At 60.2% G+C, this 15203-nt stretch carries 17 protein-coding genes; 6 read left to right on the forward strand and 11 right to left on the reverse strand.

The window, feature by feature from the left end; genetic code table 11:
- Nucleotides 1-6: 6 nt before the first annotated feature.
- Both kdpA and kdpF read right to left on the reverse strand, forming a co-directional pair.
- Nucleotides 7-1809, reverse strand: a complete 1803-nt coding sequence (gene kdpA / locus FH08_RS0116775) for a potassium-transporting ATPase subunit KdpA (RefSeq protein ID WP_031359432.1) — start codon at nucleotides 1807-1809, stop codon at nucleotides 7-9.
- 37 nt (nucleotides 1810-1846) lie between these two features.
- The gene (gene kdpF / locus FH08_RS54395; RefSeq protein WP_063771206.1) at nucleotides 1847-1927 is read right to left on the reverse strand and encodes a K(+)-transporting ATPase subunit F; all 81 of its coding nucleotides are present in this window, start codon (nucleotides 1925-1927) and stop codon (nucleotides 1847-1849) included.
- 565 nt (nucleotides 1928-2492) lie between these two features.
- Here kdpF and FH08_RS0116790 point away from each other — a divergent pair.
- The 4 genes from FH08_RS0116790 to FH08_RS0116805 all read left to right on the forward strand — a co-directional run bounded on the left by FH08_RS0116790 (nucleotide 2493) and on the right by FH08_RS0116805 (nucleotide 5312).
- The gene (locus FH08_RS0116790; protein ID WP_152602856.1) at nucleotides 2493-2816 is read left to right on the forward strand and encodes a hypothetical protein; all 324 of its coding nucleotides are present in this window, start codon (nucleotides 2493-2495) and stop codon (nucleotides 2814-2816) included.
- Nucleotides 2817-3018: 202 nt separating this feature from the next.
- Nucleotides 3019-3939: a PTS sugar transporter subunit IIA gene (locus tag FH08_RS0116795; protein ID WP_081889497.1), complete on the forward strand. Its 921-nt coding sequence runs from the start codon at nucleotides 3019-3021 to the stop codon at nucleotides 3937-3939.
- A gap of 53 nt (nucleotides 3940-3992) precedes the next feature.
- Entirely contained in the window at nucleotides 3993-4247 is a 255-nt protein-coding gene (locus tag FH08_RS0116800; protein WP_031359435.1) for a hypothetical protein, read from the forward strand.
- A gap of 348 nt (nucleotides 4248-4595) precedes the next feature.
- Nucleotides 4596-5312: a dienelactone hydrolase family protein gene (locus tag FH08_RS0116805; RefSeq protein WP_031359436.1), complete on the forward strand. Its 717-nt coding sequence runs from the start codon at nucleotides 4596-4598 to the stop codon at nucleotides 5310-5312.
- 54 nt (nucleotides 5313-5366) lie between these two features.
- On the opposite strand, the gene FH08_RS0116810 is transcribed toward FH08_RS0116805, so the two are convergent.
- The 8 genes from FH08_RS0116810 to FH08_RS0116845 all read right to left on the reverse strand — a co-directional run bounded on the left by FH08_RS0116810 (nucleotide 5367) and on the right by FH08_RS0116845 (nucleotide 11800).
- Nucleotides 5367-5861, reverse strand: coding sequence for a DUF3237 domain-containing protein (locus FH08_RS0116810; protein ID WP_051888330.1), 495 nt, complete (start codon nucleotides 5859-5861; stop codon nucleotides 5367-5369).
- A gap of 83 nt (nucleotides 5862-5944) precedes the next feature.
- Nucleotides 5945-6265, reverse strand: a complete 321-nt coding sequence (locus FH08_RS0116815) for an NIPSNAP family protein (RefSeq protein WP_031359438.1) — start codon at nucleotides 6263-6265, stop codon at nucleotides 5945-5947.
- Nucleotides 6266-6294: 29 nt separating this feature from the next.
- Entirely contained in the window at nucleotides 6295-7044 is a 750-nt protein-coding gene (locus FH08_RS0116820) for an SDR family NAD(P)-dependent oxidoreductase (RefSeq protein ID WP_031359439.1), read from the reverse strand.
- 103 nt (nucleotides 7045-7147) lie between these two features.
- Nucleotides 7148-8137 (reverse strand): zinc-dependent alcohol dehydrogenase family protein, encoded by a 990-nt coding sequence (locus tag FH08_RS0116825; protein WP_031359440.1) that lies wholly within the window; start codon nucleotides 8135-8137, stop codon nucleotides 7148-7150.
- Nucleotides 8138-8196: 59 nt separating this feature from the next.
- Nucleotides 8197-9312 carry an alkene reductase gene (locus tag FH08_RS0116830; RefSeq protein WP_031359441.1) on the reverse strand — a complete coding sequence of 372 codons (1116 nt, stop codon included), beginning with the start codon at nucleotides 9310-9312 and terminating at the stop codon, nucleotides 8197-8199.
- 70 nt (nucleotides 9313-9382) lie between these two features.
- Nucleotides 9383-10030 carry a glutathione S-transferase gene (locus FH08_RS0116835; protein WP_031359442.1) on the reverse strand — a complete coding sequence of 216 codons (648 nt, stop codon included), beginning with the start codon at nucleotides 10028-10030 and terminating at the stop codon, nucleotides 9383-9385.
- A gap of 93 nt (nucleotides 10031-10123) precedes the next feature.
- Nucleotides 10124-10870, reverse strand: coding sequence for an SDR family NAD(P)-dependent oxidoreductase (locus FH08_RS0116840; protein WP_031359443.1), 747 nt, complete (start codon nucleotides 10868-10870; stop codon nucleotides 10124-10126).
- Nucleotides 10871-10936: 66 nt separating this feature from the next.
- The gene (locus tag FH08_RS0116845) at nucleotides 10937-11800 is read right to left on the reverse strand and encodes an alpha/beta fold hydrolase (protein WP_031359444.1); all 864 of its coding nucleotides are present in this window, start codon (nucleotides 11798-11800) and stop codon (nucleotides 10937-10939) included.
- 182 nt (nucleotides 11801-11982) lie between these two features.
- Between FH08_RS0116845 and FH08_RS0116850 the strand changes: the two genes are divergently transcribed.
- A complete protein-coding gene (locus tag FH08_RS0116850) occupies nucleotides 11983-12873 on the forward strand; it encodes a LysR substrate-binding domain-containing protein (protein WP_031359445.1) in 891 nt (296 codons plus the stop codon).
- Between the two features lie 380 nt (nucleotides 12874-13253).
- Here the strand turns inward: FH08_RS0116850 and FH08_RS0116855 are convergent, their stop codons facing one another.
- Nucleotides 13254-14453, reverse strand: coding sequence for a cytochrome P450 (locus FH08_RS0116855; RefSeq protein ID WP_031359446.1), 1200 nt, complete (start codon nucleotides 14451-14453; stop codon nucleotides 13254-13256).
- Between the two features lie 267 nt (nucleotides 14454-14720).
- On the opposite strand from FH08_RS0116855, the gene FH08_RS0116860 reads away from it, so the two are divergent.
- A complete protein-coding gene (locus tag FH08_RS0116860; RefSeq protein ID WP_051888321.1) occupies nucleotides 14721-15146 on the forward strand; it encodes a GNAT family N-acetyltransferase in 426 nt (141 codons plus the stop codon).
- The last annotated feature ends 57 nt before the right edge of the window (nucleotides 15147-15203 follow it).

Below are 15203 nucleotides of genomic sequence, written 5' to 3' on the forward strand. Positions count from 1 at the left end.
CACCCTTTATCCGCCGAATGGAATCGGCCCCAGATGTTCCGCAAGCGGTCCGAGCGCGGCGATGGGCAGGAACAGCAGCGCGCCCACGATCAGGATCGTGCCGAGCAGCAGGAAACCAAACGTCGCGGTGTTATCGCGCATCGTGCCGAGCGTCGCCGGTGCGGCCTTCTTGCGGCCGAGATAGGCGGCCATGGCGATCGGTGCGACGATCGGCAGGTAGCGCGAGAACAGCATCACGAGCCCGGTTGCGGTATCCCATTGCACTGCCGTTGGCGCTGGATTCGGGTTGCTGTTCAGCCCATAGGTTGTTGACAGGCCGTCGAATGCAGAGCCGTTGTTGGCCGACGCCGACGAGAACTGATAAGTGATCTCGCTGAAGCCGTGCGCACCCGGGTTGTTCTCGGCCTTGGTGCCCCAGTCGGTTGCGGAGAACAGGCCGCTCGGGCCGAGGATCAAGATCGGATGCACGAGGAGTGCGATCATCGCGAGCTTCATTTCGCGTGCACCGACCTTACGCCCGAGATACTCGGGTGTGCGCCCCACCATCTGCCCCGCGATAAACACGCCGATGATCAGGAACAGCAGCAAGTTGATCATCCCGACACCCTTGCCGCCGAACACGCAATTGATCCACATGCCGATCAACGGCGACAGGCCCGCCAGCGGGTTCAGGCTGTCATGCTCGGCGTTGACCGCACCGCAAGTGACATCGGTCGTGATCGCGGCGAACGTGGCGCCCGCCGAGGTGCCGAAGCGCAGCTCCTTGCCTTCGAGATTGCCGAGATGCTGCTCGACCGGCAATGCAGCGACGGGCGCGATAGTCAGCGTGCGATGCGCGCCGGGCAGTTCATAGCTGCGCGCAACCGCATGGGCGGTAAAGGCGGGATTCGGCTTGAGCGTGTCCCAGTACACGGTCCACGCGATCAGGCTGATCATCATGGAGAGCATTACCGTATAGATCACCACCGCGTGGCGCAGGCGGCCCAGCATCCGCCCATACATCAGCACCAGAGCGAACGGGAAGATCATCATCGCAAGCGTGGTGACGAAGTTCGATCCGGCGCTCGGGTTTTCATACGGGTGCGCCGAATTCATTCCATAGAACCCGCCGCCATTCGTGCCGAGCATCTTGATCGGAATGACGGCCGCGACCGGCCCGACGACCAGCGTCTGTTGCTTGGGCTGGCCGTTGTCGGCGGTGCCCATGGCAGCGGGTTCCAGCGTGGTGACTTGCTGGGCGCTCGCGTAGGTCATCGGCATGCCCTGGTGGATGAAGATCACGCCCACGATCAAAGCGATTGGCACGAACATGTAGACCACGACGCGCCACATGTCGACAAAAAAATTGCCGACCAGCTGCTCGCCGCGCAGGGCCCGGATGATGGCCGTCAACGCGCACAAGCCCACCGACGCCGACAGGAACATGTTCGGCAGGATGAAGAAGATCTGGCTGAAATTCGAAAGATGCTGGTCGCCTGAATAATGCTGCAGGTTCGTGTTGGTCATGAACGAGATGACCGTGTTGAAGATGGTCGACGGCGCGAGCATGCCGCGGCCCAGCGGATTGAGCGGCATCAGCGGCTGCAGCGACAACACGACGAAACCGAACACGAACAGGACCGCGTTGAAGACAAGCAGTGCGACCGTGTACTGCTTCCAGTCCTGAGGGCCGCTGTCGACCTTCGATTCGAACCAGCGCAGCGGGCGAGGTGTCCGGTAGCGGCCGTCCATGACCCACGCCATGTAGCGGCTAAGCGGTATGGAAACGGCGATAGCCGTGACAAGGATGATGAGCGGCAGGGTCCACATGAGCTTCCCCTTTTAACCCGGAATGGCACCAGGCCGGTCAGAACCACTCGGGCCGGATGAGCGCGACGAAAAGATAGACGAAGGTCAGCGCGGAGACCGCGACAGCGAGCCAGGCCATGATGGTCTCCTCAGATCCTGTCGCACGCTTCGATGAACGCGAAGCAGAGCGCGAGACTGCCCAGCCCAAGAACGAACCCGAGTGGTAGCCAGATAAACAAGTTCACAGCAGCCCCCTGTTTTTCACAGACGACAAGACCCCGCGCCGACGTGTTGGCGACGGCGTTATAACCTGTCTTGGCAGGCTCTACTAAAGGTATAGGACGTCGCGAATAAAAATGGCGTAAAACCGGAAAGGGTTTGCGTACATTCGGTGTAAACGTCGAGTGATTGTGCAGTTTTTCCTGTTATAAACAGACAAGGAATCCTACGCTTTTATGAGCCAACGCCGCCGGAGATGTCATGTCCAAGCAACCGATAGCAGCTGCAAGCCACGGGTCGGTGAACTATGTGCGTCGAGGTATGGGTAGCGTCGTACTGAGGTGTTTCGATCCGGCGTACGTTTCGTTCGAGGGGTTGACGCTGAGGCCGCATCGGTCCTTCGCGCGGCATGACGAATCGTGAAACAGCACAATCGAAAACCGGCAGGCATGTCCGAAAGGGCAATGGTGCCAACGAAGTGGCTCATGCGTATGAGGGGGGCGGTCAAAGTCATCCTGATCGCCGGTGCCGTCAATGAGATCCTGAACTCCGTGTTCATGTATGTCGCGCAACGAATCGATCCTGAATTGCCGCCTATCGCGGCCTCCGTATTCAGCTTCGCGACGTGTGCACTGGTGGGCTTCTGGTTTCAGTCAGATGCCCGGCGAGCGTATCTTTTCGCTCGCGACGGAGGCTACATAGCACGCGTCGACACTACAAATCGAGCGCCGCATATTGCGGCCAACTGCCCGAAGCGATGGCTCGTGGTTCTTTATATAGAGCTGAAGCCCGGTCTGGTCGGCCTGTAGGGATTTGCGAGGTGGCATCACCATTCCGATTACCTCCCGTGCGAGATGTTTACCCCTTCCGGGAGTATTCGCTATGAATTAACCGCTCCAGGTTCTCCGTGTCAGTTTCGATTGTTGAGACAGCGATTTTTACGGAACTTTTTACGGAACCTTAACGCCGATTTTGATAGCCTTGAAGTATGCAACGGAAAACGAGGGCAGTATGACGCATACACTGGGGGCTCTGCGGGCTCTTTTCACATCGGGCAAGCCCCCCGCGCACCGCCGGTTACCTCCCGCGCCTGGCCGCAATGTGATGATGCACGTGACGCTTGACGCGCAACACGCGACCCCGTTGCGTCAGGCGCTGATCCGTGATTGCGCCGGTCAGCCGTGGACCATTCGTCTCGTGCCGCTGTACGGAACGGGCCGCGTGCGTCTATCGCTATATCTCCCCAAGGAGGCTGTGAGCGGGGCGATCCAGCGAGTCGCGCATCTGGTACCGACTGCCGAGCTAGGGCAACTGTTTGAGGTCCCTCATGCCCCCACCGAGGCCTGGCGGGATTTGATGCATCTCGCGTCTCCTCCGAGTGTTGACCCGGCCGGTCAATCGGACGAAATGGCTGCTGGAAACGATTCTCTCGCGCAATTGCTCGCCCAGGATCACGTCCTGCTCGGCCTGGACTTTGCTAGCCGGGAGTCACTTTTCGCGCATCTTGGCCGTTTCTGTGAACAACGCTTCGGGCTGCCGGCGGCGACCGTGATCGCGGGCCTCGAGGCGCGCGAATCGTTAGGCTCGACCGCGCTCGGTCAGGGGGTCGCCGTTCCGCACGGTCAAATCAAGGGGCTGCGTCAGGCCATAACGTTATATGTTCGTCCGACGGCTCCCATTCCGTTTGATGCGCCCGACGGAAATCCCGTGAGCGACGTGGTCGTGCTATTGGTCCCGGAATCGGCCACTAGCATGCATCTGCATCTGCTGGCTGATGTAGCACAGCGCTTCTGCGACCACCACTTCCGCGAACAACTCCATGCGTGTGTCGACGCACGGGCCGTGTGCCAGTTGTTCGTTGGCTACAACGCACCAGATGCCGACCTGGTCGGCCGTCCTGATGCAGAGGCCAAATTGTTGGGTCAAGGCTGATAGGGGGCGTCGGCGGTTTGCCTCGTGGACCGCGGAACAACAGGTGGTGGACCGTGTTCAAGCTGAAACACTTCCCGCAGTGGATCGTGGGGCCGCCGCGCGATCCCGTCGACCCCGGCACGCGCCGCGGTCTCCTGCTGACTGCTGTGCTTGCGTCGGCGGGACTCGGTGCGAACGAATTGTCATCGGCATGCTACGGACCGGAGAAAGCATTCCTCGCACTGGGCGCCGACGTGTTGGCGAAGGCTCTATGGCCTGTCTTGGCAGGCTTTACCAAAGCTATAGGACGTCGCAAAAAAATAGTGTAAAAACGGGAAAGATTTGCGTACATTCGGTGTCGAAAGCGGTTTTGCCTGAGAGCGGGAGTCGTCGATTAAAAGGAAGGAATCCTATCCTTACGAAAAAATTGATGCCGGATATGATCAACCGGGTCGACGCGCTTTTCCAAGGCGGTGCGAGAACATTCTTGATTGCCGCTTACTTCGAAGACGGACGCGCAGATTGCACCATGACGCCGGTTACCGGGAGTCGACGATTTCTTTGCCAATCCATCGCCGGTCTTCTGCCAATTGACGGACGGTGCAATCGGCAGGCGGGTAAGCGAGCGCGCGCCACTGGCGCTATGCTACCGGTTCCGCCCAACCGAGGACCATGTCATGAAACAGTCACCAGGATCGATGATCACCTACCAGCGCCCTGACGGGAAGGACGTCCAGGGTTACCTGGCCAAACCGCAGAAACTGGAGGGCGCGCCCGCCATTGTCGTGATTCAGGAGTGGTGGGGCTTGAACGACCAGATCCGCGGCGTGGCAGACCGCTTTGCACGGTCTGGTTATCTGGCGCTGGTCCCCGATCTTTTTCGCGGGAAAACCACCGTTGAGGAAGAAGAGGCGAACCACCTGCTAGGCGCACTCGATTTCGCCGATGCCGCCGGCCAGGACATCGCAGGCGCCGTGAAGTACCTCAAGACGCAGTCGGATCGGGTCGGCGTGACCGGCTACTGCATGGGCGGCGCGCTGACGCTGCTGGCGCTAAGTCATGTCCCTGACATATCCGCCGGCGTGGTGTGGTACGGCTTCCCGCCGCTCGAATACATCGACGCATCGAAGATCAAGGCGCCCGTGCTCGGTCATTGGGCCGACCAGGACGCGTTCTTCCCGGCTGAAACGGTCGACGCACTGGAGAGCAAGCTGACCGAGGGCAAGGTCGATGTCGAGTTTCATCGCTACCTCGCGCATCATGCGTTTGCCAACGAGACAGCGGTCGGGCCGGGCCGTATTGCCAGGACCCAGTTCGACCCGGTGTGGTCGCAGCTGGCGTGGGACCGGACGCTGACCTTCTTCGGCCGCACGCTGTGGCCGCACGCCGGCTAGCATTGCCTGGCGACTAGCGGGGTACTGGTGCGCCCGCCAGGTCGAGCGTCTTGCTTACAAGACCTCAAACACGCTATAGACCGGTCCATTCGCGAACCGATGTCCCGTACCCACGGCGATGATCCGGTTCAGCCAATCGTACTTTCCGGTGGGTGCTTCGAACATCGGGTTGATCCGGAAGTAGTAGCTTGCCGGATCAACATCCTCGCCTTTTTCCAATCGTTGAATGACGTCAGCGGGGCCGTGTCGCAAGCCGCGATACGCCATCATGATGTTCACGCCATCGTCGGTTTGCAGGATCAGGCGCACGTCGAGCGTGGTGCTTGCGTCGCCGCGAACGGTTTGCCAGTCGGCGCCACCGTCCAGCACCTTGCCTGACAGCCGCTCGCCGGCAAACGTTCCTGACGGTACGATTCCCACGCGACGAAATGACCCCGGCGTTTCGCCGACAATCACTATCGGCTTGACGTCGAGCCGGATGACGAACAGAGGGCGGGTTTGCACGCTCTTGAGCGGCGTGGGGAGATCATCGAAAAGCGGAGTAGACATGGTGTTCACCATCGCTATGGTGGGCAGCGTCGCCGGTCCGCATGACGAACCTGACCGGCTGCGTGTGCCTTTGATTGGGTGCGTTATTGAAGCGGCGAGAAGTCCGTGGGCCGCATGATCCGCGACTCCATGCTGAGGAGAATATCGAGCGCTTTCACCTTGCTGCCGAATGCCTGCCAGCGGCTGTCGGCAGCCATCCTGTCGCGGCGCTCAAGCCGGTCGTCCAGGCTCTTGTACGCCCAGATATGAACGATCTGGCTGATGTCGCCAATCTCGGTCGTGAAGAAGCCGATCAGTTCGCCGAGGAATTCCTTTTGAAGCGGCAGAGCCTCGCTTTTGTACAACGCAAGCCATTCAGCAGCGCGCAAAGGTTTGAAGGTATAGGTTCGGATTTCGTAAAGCATCGGTTATCTCCAGGGCAATAAAAAATCGGTTACGACGCGGTTCGTCCGCCATTGACCCTCAGCACTTCGCCGGTCATGAAGCTCGACTTGTCAGACGAAACGAACACAATAGCGTCCGCGATTTCTTCGGGCGTACCAGCGCGTTTGAGCGGGACGGCCGCGAGAAAGGCCGCCTTGCGCTCCGGATCTGCGAGGAGCCGATTCAGCATTGCCGTCTCCACGGGACCGGGGGCAACGGCATTGACGCGCACGCCGAACGCGGCAGCTTCGAGCGCGGCGGATTTCGTCAGGCCTTCGACCGCATGTTTGCTGGCCACGTAGAGGGACGCGCCTGCCGCGCCACGTGCGCCCATTGTCGACGAGATGTTGACAATACTTCCGCTGCCTTGCCCCGTCATCACGCGCAGTTCGTGTTTCATGGCCAGCAGCGTGCCGAGCACGTTGGTGTCGAAGACGGCTGCGTAGCGTTCGGGCGTCTGCTCCGTCACAGGCGCAGACTCGCCTTCGGAGCCTGCGGCGTTGACGGCGACGTCGAGCCGGCCGAAGCGGGCCACGGTGCCGTCGACGAGATTGCGGACATCGTCTTCGAAGCGGACATCCGCCTGAAGGAATTCAGCTTCTACGCCGAGTGCGATCAGTTCTGCGGCGAGCGTCCGGCCTTCTTCAACGCGGCGCCCCGACACGACGATCCGCGCATTGTCGCGGGCGAATGCAAAGGCGGCGGCGCGGCCAATGCCGGTCAGCGCGCCCGTGATAAGTACAACAGGAGGGTTAGACATTTCGTTTGCATATCCTTGATCGGGCAGTGCGAAAGCAAGTCTTGCTGATCGCACTGCCGCTCATGAGGTGCCGCCGCCCGTGACAGGACACCGGCGCTTTTGCTTACACGGTCACCACGATCTTTCCGAACTGACCATTGGTTTCCAGATAGCGATGCACGTCGACCATTTCGTCGAACGTGAACGTGCGATCGATCACCGGTTTGAGCGCGCCGCTTTCAAGCCCCTTCAGCACGTACTCCACCGCGGCCTTCCGACGTGTCTCATCGCCGCTCGTGAGCCAGATGTTGTGACCCTTGACGGTGATCATCTTGGCGATCATGTCAAGCGCAGGCAACGGCGTCACACTCGGGCTGAGCGCGCCGTAGATATACGCGATGCCCTGGAACGACAGCGCGGAAATCAGCTTCGGGAAGTTCGGACCGCCGACCGGATCGAACACGACGCGCACACCCTGGCCGCCCGTGATGCGCGTGACTTCTTCGACCAGATCGGTCTCGTCCGTGACTATGACGTGCGCCGCGCCCGCATCGAGCAACTGCTGTTTCTTGTCGGCCGTGCGCGTAGTTGCGATGGACGTTGCGCCGGCGTAGTTGGCAATCTGGATCGCCGCGAGGCCGACGCTGCTCGACGCTGCCGGGATGATGACAAAATCGCCCTTGCCCACTTTTGCATCTTCGATGAGCGCGCCGTAAGCCGTCACGAACATCATCCAGACCGATGCTGCCTCGGCATACGAAAGCGATTCCGGATGCTTAACGACCGCGTGGGCCGGCGCAATGATCACTTCGCCGTATGTGTGGTACTGATTCATCGAGAACGACGGAATCAGGTTGACCTTGTCGCCCGGCGCGAAGCCGGTCACGTCCTGGCCCACGGCGTCGACGATACCCGCCGCTTCGTACCCAAGACCGGCCGGGAACTTGACGGGTTCGATGTACTCGTCCACGCGCCACATTGCCTCGGCGCGATTGATGCCTATCGCCTTGACGCTGATGCGAACTTCGCTTGGGCCCGGAGCGGGTACCTCTGCATCGACGAATTCAAGGACTTCGGGACCGCCGGCTTTAGCAAATTTGATCGTACGTGACATGAAACTCTCCAGAGTAAATTGGGTTCAACTTGCGTTCATCCAGCGAAGCGCCGCTGGGTTCACACGGTTTCTGCTGCTTCAGCAGCAGGTAAATAAGCAGGAAAATCCGAGTAATGCTTTTCATCGCCGCCCCAGAACGCGGCGCGGACATACGGTGTAAGCGGCAGCTTGTGTTGCAGACGATACGGCAAATCAGGATTTGATGAGAAATGCCGGCCGAATGCGACCAGGTCTGCATCGCCGGACGCCAGAATTGCTTCGGCACTGTCGCCGTCGAAACCACCAGCCGCGATGATCGGACCCGAGAAGTGCGCACGGAGATACTTCGTTGCAACAGGCGCCTGCCCTTCATGCAGCGTTTCATCGCCCTTGATGCGCGGCTCGATCACGTGCAGATACGCAATCTTGTATCCATCGAGCACCTTCGCGACGTAGCTGAAGGTTGCCTCGGGATTGCTGTCGGAGACGCCGCCCCATTCGCCTGACGGCGAGATGCGTACGCCAACGCGGTCTGCGCCCCACACGGAGATGAGCGCTTCAACAGCTTCGCGCAAGAAGCGGACGCGGTTTTCGATCGGGCCGCCGTAAGCGTCGGTGCGTTGGTTGGAGCCGTCCTGGATGAACTGATCCACCAGGTAGCCGTTCGCACCGTGGAGCTCGACGCCATCGAAACCGGCATCGAGCGCGCGTTGTGCCGCGACGCGAAACTCTTCAACAATGCCCGGAATCTCTTCAATGCCAAGCGCCCGATGTGGCGAAGCGGGAACGAAGCCGTCCTTGGTCAGCGCGACGCCATCGAACGGAACGACCGAAGGCGCGAGCGGGTCAACACCGCCGGTCATCTCGACGTGGCTTTGACGGCCGCCGTGGATGAGCTGCATGAAGGCGCGGCCACCCTTGGCGTGAACGGCATTGGCGATCGCCTTCCAGCCTTCTGTCTGGCCGTCGTGATAGAAGCTCGCCGCGCCCAGGTACGAGCGGGCAGGGATCGAGATGCTGACGCCTTCAATGACTTCAAGCCCGCCATTCGATGCACGCTGGCCGTAGAAGTCGGCCATCATCGGGCTGGGGATGTCGCCGGGCTGGATGGTGCGCAGGCGGGTCATCGGCGCAAGGACAACACGATGCGAGAGGGCATAGGCGCCAACTTTCTTGGGTGTGAACAAGTGAGCCATGATCTTTCCTTTAGCGGGTAATCAAACGTGGATTTCTTACGCGCCGGTCCGTCAGCACGGCGCAAGAGTTTTATGCGCTGGCGCTCGGCCGGGCAGAGACCTCGTCGTACCATCGACGAAACGCCGTGTGCTCTGCCGGAATCGGCATCTTCAACGCGTTGGTTGCGAAGTCGACCGTGACCAGAGTGGTGATGTCCGCTGCCGAGAATTCATTGCCGGCTACGAATTGGACCGTCTCGAGCCGTTCATTGAAGTCGGTGTAGAAATTCGCCACGCGCTGTTTGCTACGCTCGACCAGTTCGGGAATCTGCTCATAGGCGTGGGGCCCGGACAGCGCGCGGCCCTTCAGTCCGGCTACCGCGTTGCGCACGCCTTCCATGACCGGCGCGAAGCCGTCCAGTTCTGCGCGGCGTTCCCACATTGCGACGAGCGCCTTCGACGCGGCCGTCGTCCCCAGCAACGGGGTTTGGCGGTACGCTTCTTCCAGATAACGCCAGATGGCGAGCACTTCAGTAATGACCGTTCCATCGGCTAAAGCCAGTGCCGGCACCTGGCTGCGCGGATTGATTGCGCGGTAGGCGTCGGAGAACTGTTCCTTGGTTCCCAGGTCGACCGGCTTCATCGGGAGTTCAATACCCTTCTCCGCGATGAAGATGCGAACACGGCGTGCGTTCGGCGAGCCTTTTGATTCGTACAATACGGGGGCGGCGGATGTCATTTGAATCTTCCTTTATCGTGTTTCATTTAAATGTGGATACCTAAGCAATAAGGCTTTTCACCCACGCTGAAAATATGCTTGAACTGGTTCAGATCAGAGCTTCGAGCCGCCGTCAACACTCAGCGTTTCGCCGGTAATCCAGCGAGCCGCATCCGATGCGAGAAACGCGACGGCACTGCCGATGTCATCGGGTTGCGCGACCCGCTTTAGCGCCTGCATGCCGATCGCAACCGCGCGTCCTTCTTCAGTCTTCGTGAAACTCGACATGTCGGTTGCGACCACACCGGGCGCCACCGCATTCACGCGAATACCGCGTTCGCCAAGTGCGGAGGCGAAATGCTTGACGAGGGTGTCGACCGCACCCTTGGTCGCTGCGTAAGCAGGCAGCTTGCCGACTACCGACTGCGCTGCGAGCGACGACAGCAGAACCACGCTGCTGCCTTTGCACATCACCGGCAGCAATTGCTGCACGAGGAAATAGGGCGCCCGCACGTTCACGGCGAACAGGTTGTCGAAATCTTCGACTGTCGTTTCCTCGATGCTCGCCGACTTCGAAACACCGGCGTTCGCCACCAGAATGTCCAGGCGATGGCCCACCACGGCGCGTACACGTTTGGCGAGCGTATGCGGGCCGTCTGCATCGCGCAGATTCGCTGCGACCTTTTGAGCGTTGCCGCCGGCCGCACGAATTTCGGCAACGACAGCATCCGCTTCTTTTTCTCCGCTACTGTAGTGAACCAGCACTTGCGCGCCCTGGCTTGCCAGTGCAAGGGCACTAGCCCGGCCGATGCCGCGAGAAGCGCCTGTGACGAGAGCGGTCTTTCCGGTGAGGTTGGTCATGATCAGACTCCTGTAGGTTGATTGAAAACGATCTGACGATTTCAGCGCACGAACATGAGCGATGGCTCAGGCGTGTTCGTCGCTCTCGGACAGGAACTGCGCCACATGCGTCACGAAGCGCTCGGGGTACTGATACAGCGAGCCGTGGTTCGCATCCGGGTAAATGATCAGCTGCGCGTTCGGAATGTTCTGCTGCAGGATCCACGAGTTGATCGAGTAGATGATTACGTCGTTATCGCCGTTGATCACGAGCGTGGGCTGAGCGAGCGCCGCCAGATAATCGAAAGGGTTCTCGCGCGGTGCGCCCCATTTGCCGAGTGCGGCGAGTTGCGCCGGTGCGACCTTATCGTTGGCTTCGGGGTCCCGGCCTTCGGTGCGCTCGCGAAAGCGCTGCAGGAACTTGCGGCCGGCTGCCTGGCTCGCATCCGACGGCGAGAAATGCACGCGAAGCCACAAGTGATCCGGCTCCTCGTAAGTCGCGCCGAAAATCTCCTGTGCTTCCGGCGTGAGCGATGCCATGCCTTCGCCGCTACGGGGGCCGGTACCCACCAATATTAGGCGGCGTACGAGTTGCGGTTCGGCCACCGCCAGTTCCTGTGCGATCAGGCCGCCCATCGAAAAACCGAGCACGTCGACTTGCGTGATCCCGAGTGCCTTGATAAAGGCAGCAGCGTTGGCAGCCATCTCTTCAATTGACTGTGGTACCTCGCCTGACGTGCTGGAGATGCCGGCGTTGTTAAACAGGATCACTTCGCGACCCTGCGCAAGACCGTTGGTGACAGCCGGATCCCAGTGATCCATCGTGCCAGTGAAGTGGATGTTTAACACGAGCGGCACACCGCCTGTCTTGCCAAAGCGCCGATAGGCGAAGCGGATGCCGTTTGCGTCAATGAATTGCGTCGGGGCGGTTTGGTGCGTGTGGCTGGTCATGACGATTCTCCGATATAGATGAAAGGCATGGAGCGGGTTGGATTTCGAGTCGTTGCGAGTGAAGTGGCTGTTGCCGGTTCGTCGCTGCCTGATGGGTAATGTAGTGGGGTCTTGCGTAAAGTAAAAAGACTTTGTAGGCTGGCGGGCATGCCTGTCAGGCATGACCAAATTGAAGGGAGCGTATGGAGCTTCGACATTTGCGGTATTTCCTGGCCGTCGCGGAGACCGGCAGCCTGACCGTTGCGGCTGAGCGCCGCCTGCACACGTCGCAGCCGTCGCTTAGCCGGCAAATCCGTGATCTGGAAGACGAGGTTGGAGCGGAACTGTTCAACCGTAGTGCGCGTGGGGTTGAGCTGACGGCTGCGGGCAAGGCTTTCCTCGACCATGCACGGCTGGCGCTTACACAAGTCGATGCCGCGGTCGAGGCTGCGCGCCGCGCCGCGCAACCCACGAAACAGGTTTTCGCGCTCGGCTTCCTGACCGGTCAGGAAATGACCTGGCTGCCGCGCGCGATGCAGGTGCTGCGCGATGAACTGCCGAACATCGACGTGACGGTATCGAGCCACTATTCGCCGGACCTCGCCGATGCGCTCGCACGCGGCAAACTCGATCTCGCGTTTCTGCGTGCCGAACCGGGGTTTGATCTGAACTATCGCGTAGTCAGCCGCGAAAAGCTTATTGCGTTGATGCCAAGCGATCATCCGCTTACCGAGCGAAAAACGATCCGTCCAGAGGACTTCGCAGGCAAGCCCTTCATCATGGCTTCGAACAAGGCGACGGTGCTGCACGCTGTAATCGAGCGGTATCTGGAACAGAACGGGGTCAACATCACGCCCGAACACGGCGTCGACAATTTGGCGATGGCCATGTCGCTCGTCGCATCAACGCGCGGGCTGGCGCTGATGCCGGAGTATGCAAACAACCTCTTGCCGTGGTCGGTCGTCAGCCGCCCTCTTGAAGGTGAGACACCGACGATCGATCTTGTTATCGGCTACAGCAAGTCGAACACCTCTCCCGTCCTGAAGCTGTTTCTGTCGAGAGCAGACGAGTTGATGATGCACGCTCCCACTTGATGCCGGTGAGCAAGCTGTGCGCGTGACACGCCCCGCCGCCGGGAGATGACAACAGCGTGTCCTGACAGGGGTCGTGTCTGTCTTGCTCCGTCATGTTGGATGGTCGCCACCTGCTGGATCGATATCGACGCGACGGCGAAAAAATTACCGAACAACATAAATCGGGCCGCGAAGGTAGCCGGTCGCTGCCGCTGTTTCATCGACTTGAGCCAGTGACGTAAAGCATTGATCTAAGTCAACGTCGCCACGAGAGCGTCGCGTACGATTTTTCGCTCAGTGTGGGTTTTAATCGGACCGTCGCATCAGGCTTGACCTTGTGGCGCGTCCGATTTTTTTACCTATGCGTATCAATCCGGCGGTGCACGGAAATTACCCGGCCGCTAACGCAGCGCCTTTAACGATTCCACCCCTCGCAGGGTATTGCGTTGCCGCCACTGCAGCGCGTCGAGATTCGTGATGCGCAGGTCCGGCAGCCGCGAGATGAGGCTGCCGAGCCCCGTTTCGAGTTCCAGCGTCGCGAGCCGCGCGCCCAGGCAGTGATGAACGCCGGCGCCGAATGAAAGCAGCCGCCCCTGGAGCGTGCGTCCGATGTCCAGTTCATCCGGCTTCTCGAACTGACCTGGATCGCGATTGGCGGACCCGAGCAGCATGAACACGATCGTGCCGCGCGCGATCGAGTGGCCCGCCGCTTCCACATCCTCAAACGCCGTGCGCACAATCATCTGCACTGAACTGTCGAACCGCAGACACTCGCCGACAGCCTTGGGCAACAGCGACGCGTCGCCCTTGAGCCGTGCAAGTTGCCCGGGGTGCCGATGCAATGCAATCAGCGCATTACCCAGCATGTTCGACGTCGTTTCATGCCCCGCCACGAATAGCAGCAGCACGTTCGAGATGATCTCGTCCTCAGTGAGCGATTCACCGGCTTCCTCTGCACGAAGCAGCGCGGACACGAGGTCGTTGCCGGGTTTCGCGCGCCGCTCCTCGACCACGCTTTTAAAGTAGCACTCCAGTGTTTGCGTTGCTTCGTTCGCCGCGGCAAGGTGCACAGCGTCCATGGGCGCTGCTTCCAGTGCATTGCCGAAGTGGCTCGCCGCAGAACCGAGCTTTACGCCATCTTCGACAGGTACATCGAGCAACCGGCAGATGACGTTCACCGGCAAGGGCAATGCATAGTCGCGGACCAGGTCGAATGGCGCGCCTGGCTCGAACGCATCAATCAAGGTATCCGCCATGCTTTGCGTTACTTCGCGAAGCAGGTCGATCTGACGCGCATTGAAAGCCGCCATCAGGAGACTGCGCAGTCGCGTATGCACGGGCGGGTTCATCATCAGGAACATGCGGCTGAGCGCCTGGAACACCGGCTGTTCGGGTCCGCTTTCGCCGTAGCGCGCGACTACGCTTGGCATATACGTCTTCCCTACGCGCCGATCGCGCAGCAGCGTATCAATCACTGCATAGTGGCCGGTGATCATGATGTTGGGCGCCAGCGGAACCAGCGCGCCTTGCGCGCGAAGCTGTTCGTAGAAGGGGTAGGGATTTCCAAAGAAAGCAGGGGAGGATAGGTCGCTGAATTTCATGGGAGTCGTGCGTGAGTGGGGAAGCCGCGGAGCGAGGCAAGGCCTGCACCTTACGCACCGAGAACAGATGGGCGGACCGGTTTATTCCATCGCGTTTTTTCGCGGCCGGCAGGGCGATTGAGAAATGGAAAGGCGGATAGATAGAATGTTGAGCGCGAGTAGCAGGGTAACGCTGCAAAATTCCGCGTTGGGGGCCGGCGCGATTGCTTATCTGGCTGCCGCCAGGCAGCACTACCCGACGCTAAACAATCGCTCTTGAGAGGATGGATGATGGGCGCACAGATTCGAGAGATGGTATTGGCGGACTATGACGCTGTCGTTACCTTGTGGAAGAGTACGCCAGGGGTCGACATTCGTCCCATTACTGACAGCCGCGACGGGATTGAACGTCTGCTTGCCAGAAACCCGGGTCTGAGCGTCGTTGCCGTCAATGATCGCGAACTGGTCGGCTGCGCCCTGGCTAGCCACGATGGCCGCCGTGGATTCCTCCAGCACGTCGTGGTCGCACCGGCTTCGCGCGGTCAAGGCTTGGCCAGGGCAATGATCGACACATGTATCGAGCGCCTCCGGGAACATCATCTGGGTTGGGTACATCTGGATGTCGTTGTTGATAACGAGGCCGCCATGGCCTTTTGGGAAAAGGCCGGCTGGCACCCCGTTGATACGCTGACGCGGCTATCGCGCGCGCTTTAGGTATGTGAGCTTTCCCGGCGTCGGAGGAGTTCCACGAGCCCCGCCGGAGCCCCGCAT

Source organism: Caballeronia sordidicola (assembly GCF_000729995.1).
GTDB classification, from domain to species: domain Bacteria; phylum Pseudomonadota; class Gammaproteobacteria; order Burkholderiales; family Burkholderiaceae; genus Caballeronia; species Caballeronia sordidicola_A.

Excerpts from the sequence above, each read along its gene's own strand:
- FH08_RS0116820 (WP_031359439.1), bottom strand. The coding sequence starts at position 7,044 with ATGTCTAACCCTCCTGTTGTACTTATCACGGGCGCGCTGACCGGCATT.
- kdpF (WP_063771206.1), bottom strand. The coding sequence starts at position 1,927 with ATGGCCTGGCTCGCTGTCGCGGTCTCCGCGCTGACCTTCGTCTATCTT.
- FH08_RS0116855 (WP_031359446.1), bottom strand. The coding sequence starts at position 14,453 with ATGAAATTCAGCGACCTATCCTCCCCTGCTTTCTTTGGAAATCCCTAC.
- FH08_RS0116850 (WP_031359445.1), top strand. The coding sequence starts at position 11,983 with ATGGAGCTTCGACATTTGCGGTATTTCCTGGCCGTCGCGGAGACCGGC.
- FH08_RS0116860 (WP_051888321.1), top strand. The coding sequence starts at position 14,721 with ATGATGGGCGCACAGATTCGAGAGATGGTATTGGCGGACTATGACGCT.
- FH08_RS0116835 (WP_031359442.1), bottom strand. The coding sequence starts at position 10,030 with ATGACATCCGCCGCCCCCGTATTGTACGAATCAAAAGGCTCGCCGAAC.
- kdpA (WP_031359432.1), bottom strand. The coding sequence starts at position 1,809 with ATGTGGACCCTGCCGCTCATCATCCTTGTCACGGCTATCGCCGTTTCC.
- FH08_RS0116810 (WP_051888330.1), bottom strand. The coding sequence starts at position 5,861 with ATGTCTACTCCGCTTTTCGATGATCTCCCCACGCCGCTCAAGAGCGTG.
- FH08_RS0116795 (WP_081889497.1), top strand. The coding sequence starts at position 3,019 with ATGACGCATACACTGGGGGCTCTGCGGGCTCTTTTCACATCGGGCAAG.
- FH08_RS0116840 (WP_031359443.1), bottom strand. The coding sequence starts at position 10,870 with ATGACCAACCTCACCGGAAAGACCGCTCTCGTCACAGGCGCTTCTCGC.
- FH08_RS0116845 (WP_031359444.1), bottom strand. The coding sequence starts at position 11,800 with ATGACCAGCCACACGCACCAAACCGCCCCGACGCAATTCATTGACGCA.
- FH08_RS0116815 (WP_031359438.1), bottom strand. The coding sequence starts at position 6,265 with ATGCTTTACGAAATCCGAACCTATACCTTCAAACCTTTGCGCGCTGCT.
- FH08_RS0116790 (WP_152602856.1), top strand. The coding sequence starts at position 2,493 with ATGCGTATGAGGGGGGCGGTCAAAGTCATCCTGATCGCCGGTGCCGTC.
- FH08_RS0116825 (WP_031359440.1), bottom strand. The coding sequence starts at position 8,137 with ATGTCACGTACGATCAAATTTGCTAAAGCCGGCGGTCCCGAAGTCCTT.
- FH08_RS0116805 (WP_031359436.1), top strand. The coding sequence starts at position 4,596 with ATGAAACAGTCACCAGGATCGATGATCACCTACCAGCGCCCTGACGGG.
- FH08_RS0116830 (WP_031359441.1), bottom strand. The coding sequence starts at position 9,312 with ATGGCTCACTTGTTCACACCCAAGAAAGTTGGCGCCTATGCCCTCTCG.